The sequence below is a fragment of the Sphingomonas crocodyli genome (genome assembly GCF_004005865.1).
Taxonomy (GTDB): Bacteria; Pseudomonadota; Alphaproteobacteria; order Sphingomonadales; family Sphingomonadaceae; genus Rhizorhabdus; species Rhizorhabdus crocodyli.
Window position 1 is genome coordinate 63187 of record NZ_SACN01000002.1, and the last position, 15749, is coordinate 78935.

Below are 15749 nucleotides of genomic sequence, written 5' to 3' on the forward strand. Positions count from 1 at the left end.
CGATCGCACCGGCGCGTCAGACACCCAGATATCGGACCGGCAGCGGCACTTCCTCAAATCCGGTTGCAGTGCGCGTCAGGCGGAAGGCCTTGGCCGCTTTGCGGGTGGAGACGATCTCGACCATCTCGGTGCCGCGATAGAGGACCGCCGCATCGTTTTCGAGCGCGATGCCGGGGCTGTCGATCGATCCGTCGGCGATGAACTTGCGATATTGCGAGATGCGATCGGGGCGGACGTTGTAATGCGGGTTGGTCGATCCAGGCAGGAAGCCCAGGCCGCCCACCGGCGCCAGTACCTTGGGGAAGCTGTCGGTCAGGCCCGACTGGAACCAGCAGATCAGCCCCGCGCTGCCGCCCGACATCACCACACCCGCCTCCCACGCGGTCTTGAGCGCCTTGTCGAAGCCCCAGTCGCGCCACAAGGTCATCATGTTGCGGGTCGATCCGCCGCCGACGAAGACGATGTCCATGCCCATCAGATAATTGGCGAAATCGAGCGTTTCGGGCTGGTAGATGTTGAAGTGGCGCACCTCGCACGGATGGGTTTCCATGCCGCGCGCGAACGTCTCGAAATTGGCGGCGCTCTCGCCCGACGCGGGGCCAAGCCAGCAGATCTTGGGGCGCTTCGATCCGCTCAGGCCCAGCAGATATTCGGGCATCAAAGATGTCTCCCACGCCTGCGGGAAGAAGCCGCCGCCGCTCGCGAAGATGGTCGGCACCTTCTGGCCCGCGGGTGCCGGGGGTGGGGCGGCGCCCTGCGCGGCGGTGGCGATCGTCGCGGCAGCCGCAGCGACGGCGGTCCCGCCCACGAAGGCACGGCGGCTGATGTCGGTCGGCTCGGTCATATATGCGTCCCCTTTTGTTTCCTGTCGGGAAACAAATTGGCGCGTTTCGTTGCGCTGCACAATGGGTCGACCTGGGTGATCGCGCGATGCTACGGCGGGCGGGAATAAGAAGGGGGAGAGTGACATGCAGCGTCTGGATCGAAGCCGGTTGATCGGACGTGTTTTCCCCAATGAGATCGAGATTCCCGTCCGCTTCGACGATCTCGATATCCAGGCGCATGTGAACAATGTCGCGGTCGCTGTGATCTTCGAAGAGGCGCGCGCACGCTTCAACCGGCAGCATCTGCTCGCCGATCTGATCGCCATCGGCGGGACGGCAGTGGTCGCCGGGGTGCAGCTGGAGTTTGCGGGCGAGATGGCGTGGGAGCCGCTCCATATCCGCACCGGCGTGCTCGAGATTGGCCGGTCCTCCTTCCTGCTCGGTCAAACGGCGGAGCAGGGCGGCGAACTCACCGCCTTTGCCGAGGTGATGCTGGTCGCGATGCTGAACGGGCGGCCGACGCCGTTTCCCGATGCCGTGCGCGCGAAGCTGGAGGCCGCGCTGATCGCCTGATCAGTCGTCCGCGTCGGGTTTGCAGGGCGCCGGCGCCCGCGTCTTGCGGACGACCTTGGTGGTCGCGAATTCGGCGGCGTCGAGCGTGCCCGATTTGTCGGCATCGGCGCCCGCGAACTTGGTGGTCGTCTTGATCGCCCATTCCTCGAAGCTCAACCGGCCGTCGCCATTGGTGTCGAGCTTCGCATAGGCCTTGTGGCGGCTAGCGAGATATTCGTCCGCGCCGATCTTCCCGTCGCGATCCTTGTCATATCGGTTGAAGCGGCGCTCCTCCTTGGTCGCCTCATCGGCGGCGGGCGGGGTGGCGAGCGGCTCGGCGGCGTTGGCGGCGGAAGCCGAGGGAGCGGACGCGGCGACATGCGGGCGATCGCCCATGCCCTGCCAGATCAGCAGCCCGCCGCCCATCACGAGCATCGCGGCGATAACGCCGCCCAGGAACTTCCACATCGGCCCCAATCCCCCTAGCAGGCGTTCAGCTTACGAAAGGAGACGATGATGGCAATGCCGACATTCCCGATCGAAGGCGGCTGCTGCTGCGGCCGGGTTCGCTTCCGCCTGACCGAGGCGCCGTGGATGGAGACTGTGTGCCATTGCCGCGGTTGTCAGCGCATGACCGCCAGCGCCTTTTCGACCACGCTCATCATGCCCGACAGCGGGTTCGAACTGATCGGCGGGGAAACGGTGGTCGGCGGGATGCACGGCGATCAGGCCGATCATCATCATTGCGACTGGTGCAAGAGCTGGGTCTTCACCCGGCCGCGCGGCGACCTGGGCTTCGTCAACGTCCGCGCGACCCTGCTCGACGATGCCGGCTGGTTCGCGCCGTGGGCGGAAACGCAGACGGCGGAGAAATTGCCGTGGGCCGAAACGGGGGCGACCAAAAGCTTCGAACGCTTCCCGCCGATGGACCAGTATCAGGCTTTGATCGGCGAATATCGCGCCACGCGGGGGCTTTGACGCCCGTCAAAGCGCGGTCGCCGCGACTCTCCTAGAACCGAATCATCAGTTCAGGAGACCTTCGATGACCAGGCATCTGACCCAGGCACAGCTTCACGCCGCCGCCCATGTCGCTCGCCACAGCGGGCAACACGCACCGCGGACCTTCGATCTCCCGCCCGTGCTCCACGTCGCGACCTTTGGGGCCTATTTCGCCTTTCTCGGCTTCATGGGCGCGGCCTTCATGAATGCGGAGCTGTTCATCCCCTTCGCGATCTTCGGCACCTTCATCGCGATGGCGTTTCTGGTCCCCGGCATGTGGGCGAAGATCGCCCCGCGCGCGCCGGGCCGGCATCAGAGCTGGGACGAGTTCATGCACGAAGGCATCGTCTGCGCCACAGGCCGGCTGAAGGGCCGCGAGGCGATCGCGCAGGTGATGGTGCTGCCGATCCTGATCGTCGCGTGGAGCGCCGCGATCCTGATCATCAAGCTGACGATCTGAATCCTCTAGCGGCGCCGGTAACCTCTCCTCTGACCGGTGCCGCTAACCTTATCCCGCCGCGGTTTCCAGCCCGGCGGGATCTCTTACGATCAGGCCACGTGGCCCCATCCGGGCGATCAGCCCGTCGCTTTCCAGCTGGCCGAGCTGCCGACTGACCGTTTCGATCGTGAGGCCCAGCAGGGCCGCCATTTCTCCGCGCGTCAGCGGCAGATCGAAGGCGAGCGAACTGTGGCACGGCGCATCCGACGCCGCCCGCGCGAACAGCAGGATCAGCCCGGCCACCCGCCCGCGCGACGATCGCCGCCCGATCAGATCGACCAGCGACCGCGTCTCGGCCAGATCGACCAGCGTGCGATCGAGGATCGAGCGCAGCAGTGCGGGATGTTCGGCCATCACCGCTTCGAACCCGCCGCGCGGGAACAGGCACAGCCGGCTGTCGGTCAGCGCCACGGCATGATGATCGACCTGGGCCGCGAACAATTGCCCCAGAAAACCCGAAGGGTGGACGATCGCGACGATCCGCTCGGTCCCCTCGGCATCGATCCCCGACAGCTTGGCGGCGCCCGAGATCAAGGTCGCGCACGCCACGCTATCGTCGCCGGCGGCGAAGATCGTCTCCCCGCGCGCAAACTCGCGCGTCACGCCGATCCGCGCGAGCGCCGCCCGCTCCTCATCGGTCAGCGCGGCGCACACCGCCTGATCGCGGACGGGGCAACCTTCGCAACGGACGGGGGCGGCGGACGACATGGGCACTCCGATGATTTCGGGGCGGAAATAGGGGATTTGTGGCCGCGGTGCCAGATATAGCCGTTGTCGAATTGCCGACGGATGCGGTGCGCCGGGCTCAGCCGTAGGCGAGTACCCAGGTGCGCGCGGCGGAGAGCGACAGGAAGGCTTGGGTTTCCTCGCGACCGGCGATGCGGCGGATGTGGCCTTTGGTGACGCTGGAATCGACGACCAGCGCGATCCGGTCGCCCTCGCGCAGGATGTCGTTATATGTTGCCAGCAGCAGTTCGTGCCCGCCGGGATCGAAACTGGGGATCTCGCTGCGATCGGCGATCACGCGCAGATGGGGGCTGATGAGCCGGCAGGCGGCGATGATCCGCCGGATGTCGCGATCATAGGCTTTGGCGACCGCGAGAGACCAATGGCCGCAGGCTTCGATTTGCAGGACGGGGCCGTCCACCCAGATGCGATAGAGATCGCGCGCATCGCCCGCACCCCGGAAGGATGCGCAAAGCGGCGATTCATCGGGGATGAGCGCGGTTGCCATGTCCGGCGGCGTGGCAGGAATAGTCTTAAGGCCGCGTAGAGATTCGCAACCGTGCGCCTGTCGGTTCGACCAAGGTCCAACGATTGTGTCTCGGCGTGCCGACAATCGCGGCAATCCGCCAAACTTGACGCCTTCCCAGCAGACCCTATTTTTATGATCCACGATAAATCACATCGGGAGACGTGCCATGTCGGTTGCGACCACCCCGGAAACAGCATGCCCCGTTCATGGCGGCCCCGATCAGCGCAAATCGGCGCGGCTCGCGGCGGGCGGCGGGACGATCGCGCCCGATATTTCCACCGCGACCTTCGATCAGGCGCGCGCCGTCCTGCGCAGCGGCCATACCAGCCAGGCGGGATTTCTGGCCGAGCAGGTCGGGCGGATCAGCAAGCCGATGCGCCAGCCCATCCTCTATCTGGAGGGCGAGGCGCATCGCGTGCAGCGCAGCGCCACCGCGCGCTTCTTCACGCCGCGCGTGGTGACGACGCGCTATCGCGATCTGATGGTGCGGCTGAGCGACGATCTGGTCGGCGGCTTCCGCAAGAAGAAGCGCGCGCGGCTCGACGATCTCAGCCTCGAACTCGCGGTGGCGGTGGCGGGCGATATCGTCGGCCTCAACACCAATGACATTCGTGGCCTGTCGAAGCGGCTGGACGCCTTCTTCACCGGCGGCTTCGAGAAGACATCGGGCAAGTGGGCGGCGATCAAGCGGATCGTTCATTCGCAGGTGCGCGTGTTCGCCTTCTACTATCGCGACGTCGTGCCTGCGATCCGCGCGCGCAAGAAGGCGCGGCAGGACGACGTGATCTCGCACCTGATCGACGAGGGCTATACCGGCCGCGAAATATTGACCGAGTGCCTCGTCTATGGCGCGGCGGGCATGGCGACGACGCGCGAGTTCATTGTCATGGCGGCGTGGCACATGCTGGAGCGCGAGGAATTGCGCACCGCCTTCCTGGCGGCCGACGAGAGCGGGAAGATCGCGCTGCTGGAGGAGTTGCTGCGGCTCGAACCCGTCGTGGGCTTCCTGTTTCGCCGGATGAAGGCCGATCTGCCGGGCGATGATGCGTCGATCAAGGCGGGCGAGGCCGTGGCGATCGACGTGCGCGCCGCCAATACGGACGAGGCGGCGTTCGGCGCCTGCCCCCACGCGGTTGAGCCGGGGCGCAAGGTCAGCGCCAAATATGGCAATGCCGGGCTTTCGTTCGGTGATGGCGAGCATCGCTGCCCCGGCGCGCAGGTCGCGCTCTACGAAACCTGCCTGTTCCTCGAACGGCTGCTGGCGACGCCGGGGCTGAAACTGGAACGCGCGCCCGACATAAAGTGGAACAGGCTGGTCACCGGTTACGAACTGCGCAACGCGGTGATCACCTGCGATTAAGTCGGCGGCGGATCACTCCGCCGCCTGCCCGTACAACTCGGCCAGCGCCACCGCCGGATCATGGCCGATGATGCGGTCGTAATTCTTGTGCATGCGCAGGACGTTCTGTTCGCGGCGGCCCAGGATGATCGACGGCACCGCGCCATTTTCCATCATGATCTGCGAATTGGACTGGACCTTCATGTCCTCGTCCATCGCGACCTTGAACAGCATGTCGGCGATATATTTGTCCTTCGCCTCGCGCTCGGGCGACGGCTTCTTGCCCCAGCCATAGACGCGGAAGATGTAGTTGCACTTGCCCGGTTCATCGGCCGGATCGCTGCGCTGGAAGATGCCGACCGATTCCCCCGCGATCACGATCGAATTGGGGAAGACCGAGTTGGAGCAGGAGAAATAGGGATGTTCGGGCCATTCCTCCTCGGGAATGTCCTTCAGCTTCACGATGTCGGGCGACGTGGTGACGAGCGTGTGGTGCAGCCCCCAGTCGAGGTGGAGGAATTGCGGCAGCGTCATCGGGCCGACCGTCTCGGGATGGAGGAAGGGGACGTGATAACCCTCGACCCCGCCGTCGACCGCATGTTTCCAGTTGATCCGCGCGACCGTCTGAAACTCGGCGACGAGGTGCAGATTGTCGTAATGATAGCCGGCGAGATGATCCTTCATCGGGCCGAAGAATTCGTCGGCGTCGATCGGCGGCGCGGCGGGGTTCGGGTTCACCAGGATGAAGCCGATCGTCTCGACGCATTGCAGCTCGATCAGGTCGCGATGTTCGAGCAGATTGTCGAACGCCACACGGCCCGGCACGCCGACCAGCGCGCCATCCAGCCCGAAGGTCCAGGCATGATAGGGGCAGACGAACGCCTTTGCCTTGCCGCAGCCTTCGGCCAGCTGAACCCCGCGATGGCGGCAGGCGTTCAGGAAGGCGCGAACCTTCTCATCCTTGCCGCGCACGATCAGGATCGGGCGGCCGGCGACCTCGGTGGCGTAATAGCTGCCCGGTTCGGGCACGTCGGCGCTGAACGCGAGAAGCTGGGTCCGGTTGAGGAACAGCTCCTGCTTTTCCTTCTCGAACCGCGCCGGATCGGTGAAGCGGCCGATGTCGAGTTCGACCGCCGGCTCCTCGGATGTCTGGATGACGTGATTGTCGATCATGTCGAGAAGTTCTCGAGCGATCTTGATGCGTGCCTCGCGCTGCATGTTTCTCTCCTCGCCACCGGTGGCGAGCCGAGTCGGACAGCTGCGCCCCGTCTTTTTTATATAGCGTAAGAGTATTCACAGCGGACGCGCGCCGTCAATCGGGAGTCTTCACTCCCGCCCCGTGGCGCGACGCCGCTTTCGTCAGCCTCTGAGGCGCGCCCCCGCCTTCGCCGCCGCCGCGACGACCTTGTCCGAAATCGCGGTCAGGTCGGCATCGGTGAAGCTCTTGTCGGCGGGCTGGAGGGTCACTTCGATCGCGACCGACTTTTCGCCCTCGGCGACGCCGGTGCCGGTGAAGATGTCGAACAGCTTGGCGTCGACGATCGTCACTTTGTCGGCGCCGCGCACGGCGCGCAGCAGATCGTCGGCGGGCTTGTCCGCGCTCACCAGGAAAGCGAAGTCGCGGCGGACCGGCTGGAGCGGCGGCGGGGCATAGGCCACGCGGATATGATCGTTGCCGCCGCGCCGGGCAGGGATGGCGTCCAGATAGATCTCACCCGCGATCACGGTACCGTCGATATCGAAGGCGCGCGCGGCGGCGGGGTGGAGTTCGCCGAATTCGGCGAGGATCGTCTTGGGGCCGAGGCGCAGGGTCGCCGAACGGCCGGGGTGATAGACACCCGCCGATACGGCTTCGAATACCTGCAGCCGATCGACCGGCGCGCCCGCGGCCGCGAGGATCGCGATCGCCTCCGCCTTCGCATCGAGCGCGTCGAACGGCTGCGCCTTGCCGGTGCGCCAGTCGCGCGGGGCCTTGTCGCCTGCCAGCAGCAGGCCGAGGGTCAGGCTCTCGCGATCGGCGAGGTAGCGGCGGCCGATCTCGAACAGGCGGATGCTGTCCGCGCCGCGATCGGCATTGCGCCGCGCGGCACCGATCAGGCCGGGCAGCAGCGAGGGGCGCATGACCTTCAGGTCTTCGCTGATCGGATTGGCGAGGCTCCACTCACCGCCGCCGAAGGGCTTGGCCTCGGCTTCGGAAATGAAGCTCCACGTCACGGCTTCGTTCAGGCCGCGTGCGGCGGCGGTGCGGCGCGCCTTGCGTTCGATCGCCTGCGCGGGCGTGGCGGTGGGCTTGGCGACGCCCTCGGCGCGCGGCAGCGGGGTGGAGGGGACTTCGTCGATCCCCGTGATGCGGACGACTTCCTCGACCAGATCGGCGGTGCCGTCGATGTCGCGGCGCCAACTGGGGACCGAGACGTTCCAGACCGCATCGATGCCGAAACCGAGCGATGTCAGGATCGCCCGCTGCTTTTCCGGCGCGACCTTGAGGCCTGCGAGCTTTTCGGTGAGCGCGGGATCGTAACGCAGCGCCTTGCCACCCGAAGGGGGCGTGCCCGCCTCGATCGCCTGCGTGGCCGTGCCGCCGCAAATGTCGGTGACGAGCTTGGTCGCGATGGCGAGGCCGTCGGCCAGGAAATCGGGATCGACGCCGCGTTCGAAGCGGGTGCGCGCATCGCTGGTGAGGGCGAGCTTCTGCCCGGTGCGGGCGATCGCCTCGGGCGTGAAATAGGCGCATTCGATCAGGACGTCGCTGGTCGCGCCCGTCGCCCCCGAATGTTCGCCGCCCATGATGCCGCCGATATCGTGGACGCCGTTCGCGTCGGCGATCACGGTCATCGTCTCGTCGAGCGCGTAGCTCTTGCCATTGAGCGCGAGGACGCTTTCGCCCGCCTTCGCCTTGCGCGCGACGATCGGCCCGCTCAGCTTGGCGAGATCATAGACGTGCAGGGGGCGGCCGAGATCGATCATCACATAATTGGTGATGTCGACGAGCGCGGAGATGGTGCGATGGCCCACCGCCTTCAGGCGCTTGGCCATCCAGTCGGGGCTGTCGCCATTGACCACACCCTTGACGACGCGGCCGAAGAAGGCGGGGCAACCATCGGTATCGAGCGTCTCGATCGCGATCGGGCAATCGCCGCTGCCCTTGATCGTCGGGATGACGAGCGACTTGAGCGTGCCGAGGCCGGCGGCGGCGAGGTCGCGCGCAATGCCGCGCACGCCCATGCAATCCTGCCGATTGGGCGTGATCGCAACGTCGATCACCGGATCGGCCAAGCCGGCATAGTCGATGAACGGCGTGCCGATCGGGGCATCGGCCGGAAGCTCGATGATCCCTTCATGGCTTTCGCCGAGTTCCAGCTCGCGCATCGAACACATCATGCCGCGCGATTCGACCCCGCGGATCGCCGCGATCTTGAGCGTGACGTCGAGGCCGGGGACATAGTCGCCCGGCTGGCCGAGCACGCCGATCAGGCCCGCGCGCGCATTGGGCGCGCCGCAGACGACCTGGAGCGGTTCCGGCCCGCCGACATCGACCGACAGCACCTGCAGCTTGTCCGCCTGCGGATGCGGCGCGGCGGTCAGGACGCGCGCGACCTTGAACATGCCGAGCTTGGCCGACGGATCCTCGACGCCTTCGACCTCCAGCCCGACCTTGGTCAGGCCGTCGAGGATCGCGTCGAGCGAGGCGTCGGTCTCCAGATGCTCCTTGAGCCAGCCGAGGGTGAACTTCATGCGCCGACTCCTGCGGACAGGGTGGGTACGTCGAGCGCGGCGAAGCCATAATGTTTCAGCCAGCGCAGATCGCCGTCGAAGAAGGCGCGCAAATCATCCATCCCATATTTGAGCATCGCGAGGCGATCGATGCCGCAGCCGAAGGCGAAGCCCTGCCATTCGTCGGGATCGAGCCCGCACGCCGCGATCACGCGCGGATGGACCATGCCCGAACCGAGGATTTCCATCCAGCCGTCCGGCTCTGCGCCGCCGATGATGCGGCGGCCGTCCTTGTCGCGCGTATAGCCGACGTCGACCTCCGCCGAAGGCTCGGTGAAGGGGAAGAAGCTGGGGCGCAGGCGCAGGACGATGTCGTCGCGTTCGAAGAAGGCCTTCACGAAGGTCTCCAGCGTCCACTTGAGATGGCCCATGTGGATGCCGCGATCGATCACCAGACCTTCGACCTGGTGGAACATCGGCGTGTGGGTCGCATCGCTGTCCGAACGATAGGTGCGGCCGGGCGCGATGATGCGGATCGGCGGCTGCTGGCTCATCATCGTGCGGATCTGCACCGGCGACGTATGCGTGCGCAGCAGCATCTTCTTGCCATCCCGCGCCTGATCGTCGGGGAAGTAGAAGGTGTCGTGCATTGCGCGCGCCGGGTGCGTTTCCGGAATGTTGAGCGCGGTGAAATTGTGCCAGTCGTCCTCGATCTCGGGGCCGGTCGCGACCGCGAAGCCCAGATCGGCGAAGATTTCGGCGAGTTCGTCCATCACTTGGCTGACCGGGTGGACCGAACCCTGTGCCCCCGCCGAGACGGGCAGGGTCATGTCGAGCTTTTCGGTGGCGAGGCGCGCGTCGAGCGCGGCAGTCTCCAGCACGGCCTTGCGATCGGCCAGCGCGGCGGTGATCGCCTCACGCGCGCCGTGGATGCGCGGGCCGGCGGTCTGGCGTTCCTCGGGGCTCATCCCGCCCAGCGTCTTGAGCAGGCCGGTGATCGCGCCGGCCTTGCCGAGCGTCTTCACGCGGATCGCCTCGACCGCGGCAAGGTCGCCCGCCCCGGCGATCTCGGCCAGAAGGCCCGATTGAAGCTGCTCTACGTCCGACATGCTGGTCCTCTGGGGAAGCCGACGAAGTGGCCGGCGCGGACCCGTTAGCGGGTCGAGCGGGGGGGGATCAAGTGATGCTGCGGTCGGCTGCGCGCCGTGTTCGCAGTTCGGCGACAAGCGTTGCCGGATCGACACCCTCTGCGCGCATCGATGCGAGGCTCGGCGCGCCGTGGCGCTTGGCGAGGCGGGAGCCGTCGGGGGCGGTGAGCAGGGGGTGGTGGTGATAGCGCGGAGCCGGGAGATTCAAGAGCGCCTGCAGGAGGCAGTGGACATGCGTGGCATCGAACAGATCGACCCCGCGGACGATATCGGTGATGCCCTGTGCGGCGTCATCGATCGTGACCGAGAGGTGGTAGCTGGTGCCCAGATCCTTGCGTGCGAGGACGACATCGCCGTGGACCTGCGGGGTGGCGTCGATCGCGCGATCGCCCTCATGCCAGACAAGCGGACCGGTGATCTTCAGCGCGGCATCGACATCGAGCCGCCAGCTATGCGCATCGCTGCCGATCCGTGCGGCGCGCTCGTCCGGCGTAAGGTGGCGGCAGGTGCCGGGATAGAGCGGGCCATCCGGCCCATGCGGGGCGAAGCCGCTCGCCGCCACTTCGGCCGCGATGTCGGCGCGGGTGCAGAAGCAGGGGTAGAGGACGCCCAGCGCCTTCAGATCGGCCAAGGCGCGTTCGTAGAGCGGCATGCGCTGCGACTGGAAGACCGGCGGTTCGTCCCACGTCAGGCCGAGCCACGCCAAATCCTCGAATATGCCCGCGACATGCTCCGGCCGGCTGCGCGTCGTATCGATATCCTCGATCCGCAGCAGGAAGCGCCCGCCGCGTTCGCGCGCAAAGTCATGCGCGGCGAGGGCCGAATAGGCATGGCCCAGGTGCAGGCGCCCCGTCGGGCTTGGCGCGAATCGGGAAATCACGATTTGGGCGATGGGGACTCTTGACGAGGAGTCAATGAAAATGCTGTCATGCTCACGTCACGCAATGCAGCCATTGCGTGGTCACGAAGGGCGCGGCCGGACAGGCGATCGCGTTCCGGTGTGCGAACGGAACCTGAGAGCAGGCAGGCGGGGCTCGACCATCGCGTGCGGGAGGCTCTGGTTCGTTCATGTACCACCCCGATATCCTTCGACACCCCGACAGTTGTCCGGCGCTCGTCCTCAATGCGGACTATACGCCGCTCAGCTATTATCCCCTTAGCATCTGGTCGTGGCAGACCGCGATCAAGGCGGTCTTCCTCGAACGGGTCGACATCGTCTCGCATTATGAGCGGGAGGTGCACAGCCCCACCTTCGCGATGAAGCTGCCGTCGGTGATCGCGCTGCGCCAATATGTGCGCCAGTCCGAACATCCGGCCTTCACGCGCTTCAACCTGTTCCTGCGCGATCGCTTCACCTGTCAATATTGCGGATCGGGCGCGGACCTGACCTTCGATCACGTCATCCCGCGCTCGCAGGGCGGGCGCACGACGTGGGAGAATGTCTCGACCGCCTGCGCGCCGTGCAATCTGCGCAAGGGCGGACGCACACCCAAGCAGGCGCAGATGAAGCTGTACGAACAGCCGATCCGCCCGACGAGCTGGCAGCTGCAGGAACATGGCCGCAGCTTCCCACCCCACTATCTCCACCAGAGCTGGCGCGACTGGCTCTATTGGGACATCGAACTGGAGGCGTGATCTCTTCGATCCTCTCCCGGAGGGAGAGGGGGACCGCGCCGACAGGCGTGGTGGAGAGGTATTGGCCGGCAACGGCACGTCGCGTTTGTGGAGAATACCCCTCCACCGGCTGCGCCGGTCCCCCTCCCCCGCCGGGGGAGGATTTAGCTGGCCTTTCCCGCGAAGGTCCGGCCGCCGTTGATTTCGTAGATCGATCCATTCACGAAGCCCGATTCCCGGCTGGTCAGGAAAAGCGCGAGATAGGCGATTTCGAGCGATGTGCCCTGGCGCTCCATGCCGATCGTGACGCGGCGGCGCTCGATCTGTTCCGGGCTGTTGTAGCCGGGGATCGCGTCGGTCATCGCCGTCTTGATCGATCCGGGGCAGATCGCATTGGCGCGGACGATGGGGGACCATTCGGTCGCCTGCCCCTTGGTCAGCCCGATCAGCCCCGCCTTGGACGCGCCGTAGGAGGCCATCATCGGCGGGGTCTCGATCCCGCCCATCGACGCGATGTTGACGATCGTCGCCGTGCCCGAACGCCGCAGCGCGGGCAAAGCGGTGTTGGCGATCAGATAGGGCGCGAACAGGTTGATCGTGTGGATCTGGCGCCAGATGTCGGGGGTGGTGTCGGCCAGCGGCAGGGTGCGCAGGATGCCGGCGGCGTTGACGATGCCGTCCAGCCCGCCGAGCGCCTGTTCGGCGGTGTGGACCGACGCGACGACATCGGCCTCGTTCAGCAGATCGACCTTGATCGCGGTGCCACCGGTCTGGGCCGCGATTTCGTTGAGCGGGCCTTCCTGCACATCGAGCAGGGCGAGCGCGGCGCCTTCATGCGCGAACAGTTCGGCGATCGCGCGGCCCATGCCCGATGCCGCGCCGGTGATCAGGATCTTGCGGCCCGCCAGACGCGGACCCGCGGGCAGGATTTTATCGACGGCGTCGTGCATTTCAGGCGGCTACCTTCTTCTTGGCGCGGAAGTGCGGGATGACATGTTCGCCCCACTGGCGGATCGTGTGGAGGCACTGTTCCTGCGTGATCGTGCCCATCTGGATCAGGCACATCACCTCGTCGACGCCCGCCTTCTCCATTTCCTCGACATAGGCGATCGCGTCCTGCGCGTTGCCGTAGGCGTGGTCGACGTTGAAGCTGCGCACCGCGATGGTCGCCTGCGCGGCAAGCGCGGGATCGCTCTTGGCCTGCTCCAGGATCTTATCGGCCATGCCCTTCATGTACGCGTAATTGTCTTCGCCCTCGGTATTCTCATTGGGCAAGGGCTGGTTGGGGCGCGCCCACTGTCCGATCGATTCCGCGAAATAACGCTGGCCGCGCGCGCCGACGCGGCGGGCCTCGTCGGCGTCGTCCATCACCACGGTCGGGCAGAGCGCCGACATGTAATGGTTTACTTCGGTCGAGACGAAGCGGCTGCCGTCGGTGGCCTTGGCGGCCTCGTCATACATTTCCTTCTGCTCGCGGATGCTGTCGAGCCCGCCAAATCCGAAGATCAGTGCGCCGACGCCATATTCGGCGGCGCGCTTCACCGTTTCGGGATTGGTGCACGCCATGAACAAGGGCGGGTGCGGCAGCTGGACGGGGCGGGGGACGATCTCATGCGGGGGCATGCCGGGCGCGGGCTTGATCGTGATCAGGTCGCTTTCCCATTCGAAGCTGTCCTTGCGCCAGATGTTCGACTGGATCTTCAGCCCTTCCTCGACCTGCGCATACATCAGCTCCTCATCGACCTGGCAGAGCGTGCGTTCCTGCAGCGTGCCGCCGCGCCCCGCGCCGAGATTGAGCCGACCGTTCGAGACGATGTCGAGCATCGCCGCCCGCTCGGCGACGCGCACCGGATGGTTGTAGCCGAAGGGCATGCAGACGACGCCGTGGCCGATCCGGATCCGCCTGGTCCGCGCAGCGACGGCGGTCAGAAAGATCTCCGGCGCGCTCATGTGGCAATAGCGCTTGAGCGCATGATGCTCGACCGCCCAGACCCCGTCGAAGCCGACCTCCTCGGCCACCACGCACTGCTCGATGCAATCGTGAATCAGCTGATGCTCGCGCTCCGGCGTGGGGTTCGAAAGCTGCGCTTCGAAGATCATCGAGAATTTCATGAGCGGCATCCTCTCGCTTGTTTGGCCAAGGGATATCCGATCGTTGCCGGCTTGCGGGCGCGGCGCTTGTTGAAAAGCGGCAATCCTTTCGTGACGACGCCAGTCGAACGCTTGGCTGCTTGTCAGCGGTGGACTATATTCGGACCGAATATGCACCGGAGTCGATCATGGGCCGCCACGACCGCATCAAGCCGATCAGCTATCTGAAGGCGAACAGCGCCGAAGTGATCCGCGAACTGGCGGATGGCGCCCCCCCGCTGATCATCACGCAGAATGGCGAGGCAAAGGCCGTCCTGCAGGATATCGGCTCGTGGCACGCGACGCAGGAGACGCTGGCGTTGCTCAAGCTACTGGCGATGGGGCGTGAAGAAATCGCGCGCGGCGAAACCGTGCCTGTCGAAGGATTGGCGGATCGTATCCGCGACCGCTTCCGCGAATGAAGGCGCGGGTTCGCCTTACTCCCAGCGCCGAAGGCGATCTTGCCGAGATTTATCACCGTCGCCTGCTGCAGCGAGGCGCGGACGGGAGCGATGGTGCCGAAGCATTGCTCGTCACACTTGTCGCCGCGATTGAAGGCCTTGCGGACTGGCCATCGCGGGGCCCCTTGCCCGTCGAACTCGAAGCTATGGGCACAAGGTCACATCGCCAGCTGTCGGTGCCGCCTTATCGCGTGATCTATTCGCAGGAAGAGATTGACGGCGAGATAGCGGTGGTCGTCCAGATCGTCGCCGATGCGCGCAGGGACTTCACTACCCTGTTGCAGGAGCGCCTGATCAATCGCCGTTGATCAGTGCGCCCGCGCGCGGCGGATGGCGTGGTCGCGGCGGAAGTCGGTGGGGTTGATGCCGGTTTCGCGGCGGAAGGCTGCCGTGAAGCTCGAATGGCTGGCAAAGCCCAGCCGGTAGGCGATTTCCTTCAGCGGCAATTCGGTCTGCGCTAGCATTTCGCGCGCGCGATCGCAGCGTATGTTGCGCACGAAGGCGGCAACCGATTCGCCCGTGGTCTGCTTGAACAGGCGCAGCAGGTTGCGTTCGCTCATCCCGCACAGCCGCGCGAGTTCGGCGAGGCTGGGCGCTGGTTCGCTGAGCGATGCGGCGCGTTCGCGGATGACGTTGAGCTGGCCGGCGCTGAGCTGTCCCTTGCGCGGCTGTTCCTCGCCACTGTCGAGCAGGCGGGCGACCTCGATGATCGCGGCGGTACCGAGCGCCTGGATCAGCGTCTTGCTGGCCAGGCCCGGCGCCATCGCCTCACGGCCCAGCCGCATCATCAGCGGTTCGACCGGGGTGCCCGACAAAGTGAGGCCGGCTTCGAGCTTCGCCCAGGTCCAGTCGAACTCGTGGTCGAGCAGCTCGACAAAATGATCGTGGCTGAAGCTGAGGCGCACCCAACGCGCATCGCCGCCGGTGCCGACCGACTGGATGCCGACGCCCGCCGCGCGGAAATAGAGCGGCGAGATCGGACGATATTCCCCGTCATTGCGATCGGTGAAGCGGATCTGCCCCGAAAAACCCACCGGCGGCAGGAACAGGGTGACGGTGTGATCGGTGTCGCAGGTGTGGTGATGGCTGGGCGCGGGAAAGTTTTCGCGCAGCAATTGCAGCCGCATGCCTTCGACTTCGATGTCTGCTTCGATCAGTGCCATCCAACCCGGTCCTCAAATACGCCGACTCGCCGCCGCCGCGTCTGTCGGCGG

The 15749-nt window shown here is 65.9% G+C and carries 18 protein-coding genes; 7 read left to right on the forward strand and 11 right to left on the reverse strand.

Annotated elements, in window-relative coordinates; genetic code table 11:
• Positions 1-16: 16 nt before the first annotated feature.
• Entirely contained in the window at positions 17-844 is an 828-nt protein-coding gene (locus EOD43_RS14850; RefSeq protein ID WP_164857250.1) for a Type 1 glutamine amidotransferase-like domain-containing protein, read from the reverse strand.
• Positions 845-968: 124 nt separating this feature from the next.
• On the opposite strand from EOD43_RS14850, the gene EOD43_RS14855 reads away from it, so the two are divergent.
• The gene (locus EOD43_RS14855) at positions 969-1397 is read left to right on the forward strand and encodes an acyl-CoA thioesterase (protein ID WP_127744834.1); all 429 of its coding nucleotides are present in this window, start codon (positions 969-971) and stop codon (positions 1395-1397) included.
• Here the strand turns inward: EOD43_RS14855 and EOD43_RS14860 are convergent, their stop codons facing one another.
• The gene (locus EOD43_RS14860; RefSeq protein WP_127744835.1) at positions 1398-1844 is read right to left on the reverse strand and encodes an EF-hand domain-containing protein; all 447 of its coding nucleotides are present in this window, start codon (positions 1842-1844) and stop codon (positions 1398-1400) included.
• Between the two features lie 48 nt (positions 1845-1892).
• Here EOD43_RS14860 and EOD43_RS14865 point away from each other — a divergent pair, with 48 nt between their 5' ends.
• Both EOD43_RS14865 and EOD43_RS14870 read left to right on the forward strand, forming a co-directional pair.
• Positions 1893-2354: a GFA family protein gene (locus EOD43_RS14865; RefSeq protein WP_127744836.1), complete on the forward strand. Its 462-nt coding sequence runs from the start codon at positions 1893-1895 to the stop codon at positions 2352-2354.
• A 64-nt stretch (positions 2355-2418) separates the two neighbouring features.
• Positions 2419-2835 carry a hypothetical protein gene (locus tag EOD43_RS14870; RefSeq protein WP_127744837.1) on the forward strand — a complete coding sequence of 139 codons (417 nt, stop codon included), beginning with the start codon at positions 2419-2421 and terminating at the stop codon, positions 2833-2835.
• Positions 2836-2883: 48 nt separating this feature from the next.
• Here EOD43_RS14870 and EOD43_RS14875 read toward each other — a convergent pair whose 3' ends face one another.
• Together EOD43_RS14875 and EOD43_RS14880 are read right to left on the reverse strand one after the other, a co-directional pair.
• Complete coding sequence (locus tag EOD43_RS14875) at positions 2884-3582, reverse strand: Crp/Fnr family transcriptional regulator (RefSeq protein ID WP_127744838.1); 699 nt, start codon at positions 3580-3582, stop codon at positions 2884-2886.
• Positions 3583-3679: 97 nt separating this feature from the next.
• Complete coding sequence (locus tag EOD43_RS14880) at positions 3680-4108, reverse strand: hypothetical protein (RefSeq protein ID WP_127744839.1); 429 nt, start codon at positions 4106-4108, stop codon at positions 3680-3682.
• 187 nt (positions 4109-4295) lie between these two features.
• Between EOD43_RS14880 and EOD43_RS14885 the strand changes: the two genes are divergently transcribed.
• Positions 4296-5489: a cytochrome P450 gene (locus tag EOD43_RS14885; RefSeq protein ID WP_127744840.1), complete on the forward strand. Its 1194-nt coding sequence runs from the start codon at positions 4296-4298 to the stop codon at positions 5487-5489.
• Positions 5490-5501: 12 nt separating this feature from the next.
• Here the strand turns inward: EOD43_RS14885 and EOD43_RS14890 are convergent, their stop codons facing one another.
• From EOD43_RS14890 to gluQRS, 4 genes are all read right to left on the reverse strand, one after another.
• Entirely contained in the window at positions 5502-6686 is a 1185-nt protein-coding gene (locus EOD43_RS14890) for an aromatic ring-hydroxylating oxygenase subunit alpha (protein ID WP_127744841.1), read from the reverse strand.
• 141 nt (positions 6687-6827) lie between these two features.
• A complete protein-coding gene (gene pheT / locus EOD43_RS14895; protein ID WP_127744842.1) occupies positions 6828-9203 on the reverse strand; it encodes a phenylalanine--tRNA ligase subunit beta in 2376 nt (791 codons plus the stop codon).
• The gene (gene pheS / locus EOD43_RS14900) at positions 9200-10291 is read right to left on the reverse strand and encodes a phenylalanine--tRNA ligase subunit alpha (RefSeq protein ID WP_127744843.1); all 1092 of its coding nucleotides are present in this window, start codon (positions 10289-10291) and stop codon (positions 9200-9202) included. Before pheS ends, pheT begins: the two co-directional genes overlap by 4 nt.
• A gap of 67 nt (positions 10292-10358) precedes the next feature.
• The gene (gene gluQRS / locus EOD43_RS14905) at positions 10359-11210 is read right to left on the reverse strand and encodes a tRNA glutamyl-Q(34) synthetase GluQRS (protein WP_420822455.1); all 852 of its coding nucleotides are present in this window, start codon (positions 11208-11210) and stop codon (positions 10359-10361) included.
• Between the two features lie 188 nt (positions 11211-11398).
• On the opposite strand from gluQRS, the gene EOD43_RS14910 reads away from it, so the two are divergent.
• A complete protein-coding gene (locus tag EOD43_RS14910; RefSeq protein WP_127744845.1) occupies positions 11399-11965 on the forward strand; it encodes an HNH endonuclease in 567 nt (188 codons plus the stop codon).
• Positions 11966-12108: 143 nt separating this feature from the next.
• Here EOD43_RS14910 and EOD43_RS14915 read toward each other — a convergent pair whose 3' ends face one another.
• Entirely contained in the window at positions 12109-12894 is a 786-nt protein-coding gene (locus EOD43_RS14915; protein WP_127744846.1) for an SDR family NAD(P)-dependent oxidoreductase, read from the reverse strand.
• Between the two features lies 1 nt (position 12895).
• The gene (locus tag EOD43_RS14920) at positions 12896-14056 is read right to left on the reverse strand and encodes an LLM class flavin-dependent oxidoreductase (protein WP_127744847.1); all 1161 of its coding nucleotides are present in this window, start codon (positions 14054-14056) and stop codon (positions 12896-12898) included.
• 167 nt (positions 14057-14223) lie between these two features.
• On the opposite strand from EOD43_RS14920, the gene EOD43_RS14925 reads away from it, so the two are divergent.
• The gene (locus EOD43_RS14925; RefSeq protein WP_127744848.1) at positions 14224-14496 is read left to right on the forward strand and encodes a type II toxin-antitoxin system Phd/YefM family antitoxin; all 273 of its coding nucleotides are present in this window, start codon (positions 14224-14226) and stop codon (positions 14494-14496) included.
• Positions 14493-14843: a type II toxin-antitoxin system RelE/ParE family toxin gene (locus EOD43_RS14930; RefSeq protein WP_127744849.1), complete on the forward strand. Its 351-nt coding sequence runs from the start codon at positions 14493-14495 to the stop codon at positions 14841-14843. Before EOD43_RS14925 ends, EOD43_RS14930 begins: the two co-directional genes overlap by 4 nt.
• Here EOD43_RS14930 and EOD43_RS14935 read toward each other — a convergent pair whose 3' ends face one another.
• Complete coding sequence (locus tag EOD43_RS14935) at positions 14844-15698, reverse strand: helix-turn-helix domain-containing protein (RefSeq protein ID WP_127744850.1); 855 nt, start codon at positions 15696-15698, stop codon at positions 14844-14846. It lies immediately after the preceding gene.
• Positions 15699-15749: the final 51 nt, after the last annotated feature.